Source organism: Caulobacter sp. D5, assembly GCF_003185805.1.
In the GTDB taxonomy this organism is placed as follows: Bacteria; Pseudomonadota; Alphaproteobacteria; order Caulobacterales; family Caulobacteraceae; genus Caulobacter.
In genome coordinates this window covers 1-9,036 of sequence record NZ_QHJY01000022.1, presented here as the reverse complement: position 1 = coordinate 9,036, position 9,036 = coordinate 1, and the positions used below count along the sequence as shown (strand labels likewise).

The 9,036-nt window shown below is 68.5% G+C and carries 11 protein-coding genes and 2 pseudogenes; 7 read left to right on the top strand and 6 right to left on the bottom strand.

The window, feature by feature from the left end; translation table 11 throughout:
- From DMC18_RS01860 to DMC18_RS01835, 6 genes and pseudogenes are all read right to left on the bottom strand, one after another.
- A pseudogene (locus DMC18_RS01860) lies at nt 1-184 on the bottom strand (hypothetical protein); the annotation flags it as partial.
- 262 nt (nt 185-446) lie between these two features.
- Nucleotides 447-1,403 carry a DMT family transporter gene (locus DMC18_RS01855; protein ID WP_110120205.1) on the bottom strand — a complete coding sequence of 319 codons (957 nt, stop codon included), beginning with the start codon at nt 1,401-1,403 and terminating at the stop codon, nt 447-449.
- A gap of 74 nt (nt 1,404-1,477) precedes the next feature.
- Nucleotides 1,478-2,785 carry a family 1 glycosylhydrolase gene (locus DMC18_RS01850; RefSeq protein WP_233248033.1) on the bottom strand — a complete coding sequence of 436 codons (1,308 nt, stop codon included), beginning with the start codon at nt 2,783-2,785 and terminating at the stop codon, nt 1,478-1,480.
- An 88-nt stretch (nt 2,786-2,873) separates the two neighbouring features.
- Nucleotides 2,874-3,608 (bottom strand): AraC family transcriptional regulator, encoded by a 735-nt coding sequence (locus DMC18_RS01845; protein WP_110120204.1) that lies wholly within the window; start codon nt 3,606-3,608, stop codon nt 2,874-2,876.
- A 220-nt stretch (nt 3,609-3,828) separates the two neighbouring features.
- Entirely contained in the window at nt 3,829-4,293 is a 465-nt protein-coding gene (locus DMC18_RS01840; protein WP_110120203.1) for a hypothetical protein, read from the bottom strand.
- 135 nt (nt 4,294-4,428) lie between these two features.
- Entirely contained in the window at nt 4,429-5,676 is a 1,248-nt protein-coding gene (locus DMC18_RS01835) for an aspartate kinase (RefSeq protein WP_110120202.1), read from the bottom strand.
- Nucleotides 5,677-5,881: 205 nt separating this feature from the next.
- On the opposite strand from DMC18_RS01835, the gene DMC18_RS01830 reads away from it, so the two are divergent.
- From DMC18_RS01830 to DMC18_RS01800, 7 genes and pseudogenes are all read left to right on the top strand, one after another.
- The gene (locus tag DMC18_RS01830) at nt 5,882-6,394 is read left to right on the top strand and encodes an AbrB/MazE/SpoVT family DNA-binding domain-containing protein (RefSeq protein WP_110120201.1); all 513 of its coding nucleotides are present in this window, start codon (nt 5,882-5,884) and stop codon (nt 6,392-6,394) included.
- On the top strand, nt 6,384-6,770 hold the full coding sequence (locus DMC18_RS01825; protein WP_110120200.1) for a type II toxin-antitoxin system VapC family toxin: 387 nt from the start codon (nt 6,384-6,386) through the stop codon (nt 6,768-6,770). Before DMC18_RS01830 ends, DMC18_RS01825 begins: the two co-directional genes overlap by 11 nt.
- 2 nt (nt 6,771-6,772) lie before the next feature.
- Complete coding sequence (gene ubiG / locus DMC18_RS01820) at nt 6,773-7,537, top strand: bifunctional 2-polyprenyl-6-hydroxyphenol methylase/3-demethylubiquinol 3-O-methyltransferase UbiG (protein ID WP_110120199.1); 765 nt, start codon at nt 6,773-6,775, stop codon at nt 7,535-7,537.
- A gap of 35 nt (nt 7,538-7,572) precedes the next feature.
- A complete protein-coding gene (locus DMC18_RS01815) occupies nt 7,573-7,830 on the top strand; it encodes a type II toxin-antitoxin system VapB family antitoxin (protein ID WP_158285834.1) in 258 nt (85 codons plus the stop codon).
- The gene (locus tag DMC18_RS01810) at nt 7,827-8,231 is read left to right on the top strand and encodes a type II toxin-antitoxin system VapC family toxin (RefSeq protein ID WP_199228472.1); all 405 of its coding nucleotides are present in this window, start codon (nt 7,827-7,829) and stop codon (nt 8,229-8,231) included. The genes DMC18_RS01815 and DMC18_RS01810 overlap by 4 nt, the downstream gene beginning before the upstream one ends.
- A 50-nt stretch (nt 8,232-8,281) precedes the next feature.
- Nucleotides 8,282-8,659: a hypothetical protein gene (locus tag DMC18_RS01805; protein ID WP_110120197.1), complete on the top strand. Its 378-nt coding sequence runs from the start codon at nt 8,282-8,284 to the stop codon at nt 8,657-8,659.
- Nucleotides 8,660-8,797: 138 nt separating this feature from the next.
- Nucleotides 8,798-9,036: pseudogene (locus DMC18_RS01800) on the top strand (hypothetical protein); the annotation flags it as partial.

Below are 9,036 nucleotides of genomic sequence, written 5' to 3'. Positions count from 1 at the left end.
CGCCGCCGTCGCTGTCGCCCAGCATGGCGCCGGCCGCGCCGCCCAGGACCGCGCCCAGGATGGCGCGCTCGGTCTTGTTGCTCTTGCCGCGATCGCCGGCGAAGGCGGCCGTGGCGGGCAGGACCAGCGCGCCGGCGATGGCGGTGCTGATGGCGATCTTGCTGAACTTACCGAAGGTCTTCATGGCAGTGCTCCTTGTTCCAGAAGCGTCGCCAAACCCGGAGGCGGCGCTGTTGAGGACGTTTATGAGCCCTGCCGTTTGAACCCGACCTGAACGCGCCTGTTCATGTTGGTGTCAGGTTTTCCAAGAGCTTTTCAGCGTTCCCCTCCCCCGTAAAATTCCCGCGAAAGCGGGGACCCAGGCTTTTTCTGCAACCTGCGGCGCTCGACGATAAAACACCTGGGTCCCCGCTTTCGCGGGGATTTTACGGAAGGAGGTGTTGGCGCTACTCTGCAGCGTGCGCCGCCCCCGGCCGATGCAGCCGCACCGACCACAGCACGCCGGCCAGCATCAGCACGATGGCCGACCACTCCAGCACGTGCGGCCAGCGGCCCTCGTGCAGGAAGCCGTAGAGCAGGGCGAACAGGGTCTCGAACACGATCAGCTGCCCCGACAGCGACAGCGGCAAGAGGCGGCTGGCGCCGTTCCACAGGCCGTTGCCGATCACCGAGGCTCCGATGGCGACGGCGAAGCTGACCATCCAGAACCAGCCCCAGGCGGCCGGCGCATGCACCTCGCCCCCCATTGGGCCGCCCATCAGGAAGGCCGGAACGACCAGCACCAGCGACAGCAGCCCCGTGACCAGGCCCGTCAGCAGCGACCACTCGTGGCTGCTGAACTTCGGCGTCGCGGCCAGGCGGCGGGCGTTCCATACGGCGTAGGCGGTCCACACCGCCAGGGCCAGGGTCGCGCCCAGCACCCCGAGGATCAGCTTGCCGACCGGCACGTCCGAAGGCGTCGTGAACACCGCCACGTTGATGCAGACCCCGCCGGCGATGATCAGGGCGAGCGGCGCGGCCAGGGCCCGCAGCGGGGCCCCCTCGCCTTTCCGGGCGCCGGCCAGGGTGATGGTCACCGGCAACAGGCCGATGATCAGCGAGGCCAGGGCCACGCCCGCCGTCTGCACCGCCACCGACAGGCCCACATAGTAGACGAGGTTGCCCAGCAGGCTCAGCCCGGCCAGGTCCCGCCAGTCGCGGCGGTCCATCCGCGCCATCACCGACCGCCAGCTCGGCGCCAGCAGTACGGCGGCGGCCAGGCCGTAGGCGATGTAGCGCCCGGCGGTCATCTGCAGCGGCGTGAAGGCGTCCAGCAGCTTCGGCGCCAGGAACACCCCGCCCCACAGGGCGCCGGCGACGAGACCGTAGAGAAGACCGAGCAGAAGGTTCCGGGGACTGATCATGACCCCGGACCTAGCAGGCGCGCGATCCCCTGGCTTTGGCGAAAGCTCCCGAAGACCGGGCGAAGGCTCCCGCCTCAGCCGGCCAGGGCGTTGGCCCGGGCGATCGCGCCCAGCACGTGGGCGCTGGGCTTGGGCGTGCGCGCGAAGGTCTTCCGGTCGACCGCGACCAGGCCGAACTTCTGGGCGTAGCCCTGGTTCCATTCGAAATTGTCGAGCAGCGACCAGTGGATGTAGCCCAGCACCGGCACGCCCTCGTCGATCGCCTGCTTCAGGCTGGCCAGGGCCGGCGGGATGAAGGCCGCGCGCAGGCGGTCGTCCTGGGTGCTCAGCCCATGCTCGGTGACCAGGATCGGCCGCTTGGTCGCCTCGTGTACGTAGCGCACCGAACCGCCCAGCGAGGCCGGATAGATCTCGGTGTGCATGTCGCTCTGCGGCGCGTCGTGCGGCGGCGGCAGGGTTCCGTCGGCGTCGATCTGGGTGCGGACATAGTTCTGCACGCCCACGAAATCGTCGTCACGCGCCGCCTCCAGCCAGACGCCATAGGCGGCCGCTCGCTTGGCGTCGCGCTTGCTGTTTGGACCCACCGCCTGGTCGTCGGCCACCGACAGGCTCATCCCCACCGGCAGGTCGCCGCGCACGGCCTTGATCGCCGCCCTGCCCTGGCGATGGGCGGCGACGAGATTGGGAACCATCGGTGCGAACTCCTCGGCCCGGAACATGAAGCCGCCGGGGAAACTCGCCACGCCCGCCGCCCTGGCCGCCGCCGCGCGGTTGGCCGCCTTCTGGTCGTAGGCCTTGGCCGGGATCGGCGTCCACAGCAGCAGGGCCGGCAGGTTCGGCTCGTTCAGCGTTACGGCGTAACCGATCTCTCCGCCCAGATGGCGCATGGCCCGGTCGCAGAAGGCCGCGAACAGGGCCGGCGAGTCGGCGCTGGTCCAGCCGCCCGCCGCCGTGAACCAGCGCGGGCACGAAAAGTGGTTGAAGGTCACCACCGGCGTCAGGCCCCGCGCGCGACAGCCCTCGATCATCGCCTTGTAGTGGTCGAGCATGGCGATCGAGACCAGGCCCCGCTCGGGCTCGATCCGGCTCCATTCCAGCGAGAAGCGGTAGGTGTTCAGCCCCAGGGCCTTCACCAGATCAAGGTCGCGCGGCCACAGTTCGAAGCTGTTGACGCCGTCGCCCGACGGCTCGGTAAAGCCGCGCGGCTCGACGTTCTCCATCAGCCAGAAGTCGCTGGCGACGTTGTTGCCCTCGATCTGGTGGCCGGCCGTCGAGGCGCCCCACAGGAAGCGGTCGGGGAACCTGGGCGAAGCCGCCAGGGCCTTGCCGGCCGGCAGGGCGGCCAGGGCCGCGGCCTGCAGCATCAGGGTGCGACGATCCACGATTTCCTCTCCCATGTTTTTCCAACATGGGCGGCGGTCGAGGCTTCGGATCCAAGTCGATAGGCTGCGGCGAGCGATAGATTTACCGCTACCATCGCCCCTTTCGCCAGGCCGCCGGGGTCACGCCCAGCACGGCCTTCATGCGTCGCGTCAGCGTGCTCTGGTCGCCGTGACCGGTGCGGACGGCGATCTCGGCGATGGAGAGGGCCGGATCCTCCAGCAGGCGCTGGGCGGCCCGCAGCCGCGCGTCGGTCAGGGCCGCGTGCGGGGTCGCGCCGTAGGCGGCGGCGAAGCGGTCGAAGAAGCGGCTCTGGCTCATGCCGGCCTCGGCCGCCAGGTCGCGGACGGTCAGCGGCTGGTGGTAGCGGGCCTCGATCATCGCCGCGGCGCGGGCCAGGCGCGGATCGACGGCGATCGGGCCGCTCGACAGGCCGCGCAGCAGAAGCGGCGTCCACAGCCCCGCGACGCCGTCGTCGATGCCGCCCGGCGCCTCGCCCGACAGGAACGACAGCAGGCCCCGCACCGGGCTGGTGACGCAGGCGAACGGCTTTTCGCGCAGGCGCTCGAACGGCGCCATCAGGGAGGACCCGATGTCGGCCACCACGAACAGGTTCTCGCCGCCTGCGGCGCAGACGTGGCGCGTGCCCGGCGGGATCACCGCGGCGCTGCCCGGATCGACCCGGCCGCCCTTGCCGTCGATCTCGATCTCCAGCACGCCGCGACGCGGCAGCACGATCTGGTCGAAGTCGTGGGCGTGCGAGATCGCCTCGACGCTGTAGCGGCGAAAGGACAGCTCGGCGGGGGCGGTCAGGTCATGGCCCATTGGATTGTTTTAGCGCCACAAGCGACGGCGGCCCACTGTCACGATCGCTAATCTCGCCTTCCTAGGCCTTGTGCCTAGGACCCATGGCTGCGCCAGGCTGTGAGCCGCCGGGGGCGCTCCGCCCGCGTGGTCGCCAGGAACGCTCCATTCAGGAGCGGTTGAACTATGGATCCACAGGGCCCAGGAAAGCAAAACAGGGCCCAGGAAAGCAAAGAAGGTGTCAGCCGTGACCCGGCAGGGCCAGGGGCTCCTCGGCGTCCATGACCAGGCGGCGGGCCTGTTCCAGGGCCGCGTCGATGTCGCTCTCGATGAACTCGACCTGCAGGTCGGTCAGGGGATGGGGCGCGGCGACGACGTTGCGCAGGTAGTCGCGCTTTTCCGGCTCGGTCATGGTCCACCAGCCGACGGTGTGGCCTTCCTCGATCACGGCGTCGCCCATGGCCAGGAGGTCGTCGGTGTCGAAGATCGGCTGGCCGGGCTTTTCGGGAAACCACTGGCCGTCGTCCGGCAGCGCCTGGTCCAGCTGGCGCAGCAGCGCCGCCAGCCACGGGCTGACCAGCAGCGGCTTCTCGTAGCCGTCGCCGAACTTGGCGCGCAGCAGCAGATCGTAAAGCAGCTCGAGGCCGGCGTCGCCGTGGAAGGTGACGGTCTTGGCGGCGGGGTCGAACTTGAAGACGTCGGACATGGGACTCTCGAAGGCTGGTGCGCCTTCATAACGTCAGAGCACGACGTTTAGGCAACGGCGATCCCCCTCCGCCCCTCCGGGCCGCCTCCCCCAGAGGGGGAGCTGCGCGGAGCGACTGAGGGGGTCTTCGCGTTCTTACAGCTGGTCCAGGCCGTACACGGCGTGCAGGGCGCGGACGGCCAGCTCGGTGTAGGCCGCGTCGATCAGGACCGAGATCTTGATCTCCGAGGTCGAGATGACCTGGATGTTGATGTTCTTCTCGGCCAGGGCCGCGAACATCGACTGGGCGACGCCGGCGTGCGAACGCATGCCCACGCCGATCACCGACACCTTGGCCACGTCCTCGTTGACGGCCACGTCCTCGAAACCGATCTCGACCTGGGCGGCGCGGACGATCTCAACGGCGCGGGCGGCGTCACGCTTGCCGACGGTGAACTCCATGTTGGCGGTGTCGGCGCTGCGGGCGCGCGACTGCACGATCATGTCGACGTTCACATTGGCGTCGGCCAGGCGGCCGAAGATCTGCGAGGACACGCCCGGGTGGTCGGGCAGGCCCAGCAGGGTGATCTTGGCTTCGTCGCGGCTGTAGGCGACGCCCGAGACGATGCGCTTTTCCATGATTTCTTCCTCGTCGCAGACGATCGTACCTTGGCCCGGGGCTTCGCCCGGTTCGACGAAACTCGACAGCACCCGCACCGGGACGCGATGGGCCATGGCCATCTCGACCGAACGGGTCTGCAGCACCTTGGCCCCCAGCGAGGCCATTTCCAGCATCTCTTCGTAGCTGATCTTGGCCAGGCGCTTGGCCTTGCTCTCGATCCGCGGGTCGGTGGTGTAGACACCATCGACGTCGGTGTAGATGTCGCAGGCGCCCTTCACCGCGGCGGCGATGGCCACGGCGCTGGTGTCCGAACCGCCACGGCCCAGCGTGGTGATGCGCTGCTTGCTGGTCACGCCCTGGAAACCGGCGATGACGGCGATCTCGCCGGCCTCGAAGCAGGCTTCCAGATTGGCCGGCGGGATGTCCTCGATACGGGCGCTGCCGTGCGCCTCGTTGGTGAGGATCGGCACCTGCCAGCCCAGGAACGAGCGGGCCTTGTGGCCCATGTTGCGCAGGGTCATGGCCAGCAGGCCGGCGGTCACCTGCTCGCCCGACGCCACGACGGCGTCGTACTCGTCGTCAGACGCGGGAAGGCCCGCGGCGGCGCGGCCGGCTCCGTCCGTCCAGGCGACCAGCTCGTTGGTCTTGCCCGACATGGCGGAAACGACGACGGCGACCTGCTTGCCCGTGGCGACTTCCGCGGCGACCAGGCGCGCCACCCGGCGGATGCGCTCCAGGTCGGCCACCGAGGTGCCGCCGAACTTCATCACCAGACGTGACACGTCTCTAAATCCTCGAACCAAAGCGGCTTTTTCTTGCGCCTTCGCGGCCGGAACCCGTCCTTCCGCGCAAGCCCGCGCCTTCTAGCGGGGCCTTGGCGCAACGGCAATGTCGCGGATGTGTCTTTTTCTCGGGATGGGGCGAGGATTTGACGCAGGATGCAACCTGACTGACTATCTACCTGTCCACAGACGATCGGAAAGCGCCATGTCGCCCGAGGTCGAACGCCTGCTGGCCGGCCAGACCACCGTCGCCGGCAAGATCCGCGCCCTGGCCGCCGCCGGCTACAAGCGCGCCGACATCGCCCGCATCCTCGGCAAGCGATACCAGCATGTGAGGAATGTGCTGGAGGAGACGCGGCCGGCTGAGATGGTCGCGCCGTTAGGAATGGCCGAAGCGGAGTCCAAACCCTTTCAACACGCCATACCGCATACCTATCGATTGGAAGTTGGCGCGAACGGCTCCGTGGTCCTGCCACCCGAAGTGCTCAAAGCGCTAGGGGCCCGGCCCGGCGGCCTGATCATCGCCGATCTGGGCGAGGAAAGCTTCACACTCATCAGCGGCATGACCGGGATCCGGCGCATGCAGGCGCGTCTGGCGCAGTTGCCCCCTTCAGACAAGCTGGCTTCAGAGGAGCTGATCGAGGACCGCCGGCGCGAAGCCGCGATCGAAGAACTCGAAGCGCAGATCTATGAAGCCAGGATGCGCAATGACGACTGAGTTCGTGATGGACTCGTCAGCGATCCTGGCCCTGGTTTTTCAGGAACCGGGCCGTGAGCATGTCGCCGTCGCCTTGCCGGGGGCGCTTATCAGCTCGGTCAACCTCACCGAAGTAATATCGAAGATGCTCGATCGTGGCCTGTCGCTTGAACAGGTCGACGATCAGATGAGCGACTTTTCCGTCGTCACCGTGAACTTCGATCGCGATCTCGCCATTCAGGCCGGCGTTCTTCGCTCCACCACCCGCCACAAGGGCCTGTCGCTCGGCGACCGCGCCTGCCTCGCCCTGGCCATGCGGGAGGGCCTCCCCGTCATGACCGCCGATCGGGCCTGGAGCGATCTGGACCTGCCGGTCGAAGTCGTGCTCATACGCTGACCATGACTCAGAGCGCCCCGAGCACCCCCAACTGGAGCATCGACCCCGCCGACGTGGCGCGGTTCTCGGCTATCGCCGCCGAGTGGTGGGACCCCAAGGGCAAGTTCGCGCCGCTGCATGTGTTCAATCCCTGCCGGCTGGCCTTCATCAGGGAACAGGCGCTGGAGCGCTTCGGCCTCGACGGGAACGAGCGCGCGCCGTTCGAAGGCCTGTCCCTGATCGACATCGGCTGCGGCGGCGGCCTGCTGAGCGAGCCGATGGCGCGCCTGGGCTTTTCCGTCACCGCCATCGACGCCTCGGAAAACAACATCAAGACCGCCGCGGCCCACGCCGCCGAGCAGGGCCTTTCCATCGGCTACCGCCCGGCCACCGCCGAACAGCTGGTCGCCGAGGGCGCGGGGCCGTTCGACGTGGTGCTGACCATGGAGGTCATCGAGCACGTGGCCGACCCGGGCGCCTTCCTGCGCACCTGCGCCCAACTGCTCAAGCCCGGCGGCCTGATGATCGTCGCCACCCTGAACCGTACGCTCAAGGCCCTGGCCCTGGCCAAGATCGGCGCGGAATACGTGCTGCGCTGGGTGCCGCCCGGCACCCACGAGTGGAAGCAGTTCCTCAAGCCCGAGGAGCTGCGCGCCTTCCTGGCCGGCGAGCCGGTCGAGATGCACGGCCCGTTCGGCGTCGCCTACAACCCGCTGACCGGCCGCTGGAGCCGCTCCACCGACGTCGACATCAACTACATGATGACGGTCACCAAGCCGACGGCGTGACGTCGAACAGGGTTCGCGGTATGTTTTCTACCGCTATGACCAAGGTTGAGACCATCGAGATCGAAACCCAGGTCGCGGATCACGTCCGCGAGCTGGCCCGTCAACGCGGGAGCAGCCTGTCCGAGGCCATCGACATCGCCGTGCGCGCGACGCTGGAACACGACCGGCAGCGCAAGACCGGCATCGATCTCGACGAGGTCGCCGCCATTGCGGCTCGCTTCCAGGCGCTCCCGGAACTGGCCCCGATGCCGTCCGACGCCGAATTCTACGACGCCGACGGCCTGCCCCGTTGATCGTCGTCGATGCTTCGGCAGTCGTCGCGATCCTGCTCGGCGAGCCCGAAGCCGTCGATTTCACCGCAAGGCTTCGCGATGAGCCCGGCCAACGCGTGATATCGAGCGTCAATTACTGGGAGATCCTGGCGCGCGCCGAAGTGGCCAAGGGCGAGATCGGGCGGCTAGAGGCGGAAAGCCTCCTGCAGGCGCTTCGGATAGAAGTATTGCCGGTGGACGCCGCCCTGACCCGCCTCGCTATTGAGGCCTTCGTGCGCTTCGGCCGACGCACGCCCGCCAAGCTGAACCTCGGCGACTGCTTCGCCTACGCCCTGGCCAAGACCCACGGCGACGGCGCCCTGCTCTACAAGGGCGACGACTTCGCCCGCACGGACCTGCGCTCGGCCCTGAAAGAGGCTTGACGCCGGGCGGCCGCGCGCCAACCTGAGGTCGTAACCTCGGAGTACCCCTCATGCCCGCCCTGCTGCTCGCCCTCGCCGCCGCCCTGCCCTCGCTGGCCGGGGATTTCGACGGCGACGGCAAGGCCGACCTGGCGAAGCTGGAGCCGCGCGGCGGCGCCCATGTGCTGGTGGTCGAGCGCGGCGCCGCGCCCGGCAAGCCCGAGACCATCACCCTGGTGGCCGACACGGCCAACTTCTTCATCGCCGCCCAGCCGGCCGGGACCTATCCGACCACCTGCGCCAAGGACGTCGGCGCGCCCTGCGCCGCCGACGAGCCGCGCCAGGTCGAGCTGAAGGCCCCGACCCTGTCGTTCGGAACCGAGGAAGCGTCCATGGCCGTGGCGGTCTGGACCGGCGAACGCTTCGCCGTCACCTGGCTGAACGACTGATCCCAGCCCTGTTCCGAGATCTTTTCCGGGAACCTTGACCTTCGCTGCGGCTTATTCCGCCGCAGGGACTTGGAACCTGGATCGGCGCCTCTCGTGGGGCGGAGCGCCCGATCCGTTCGTCGGAACGGAGACTTCCCCATGACCTCCCGTCGTCTGGCCTGGCTGATGGCCGGCGCCGTCGCCATCACCTCGGCCGCGCCCGCCATGGCGCAGTACGAAACTCAGAGCGACAGCGCCTACCAGCAGCAATTGCAGACCTATCAGCAGCAGCGCTCGTCCTACGAGGCCCGCCGCGCGGACTACGACAGCCGCCAGGCCCAGTACGACGCCGACCGGGCCGCCTACGAGCGCGCCCGCGACGACTACGACCGCCGCTA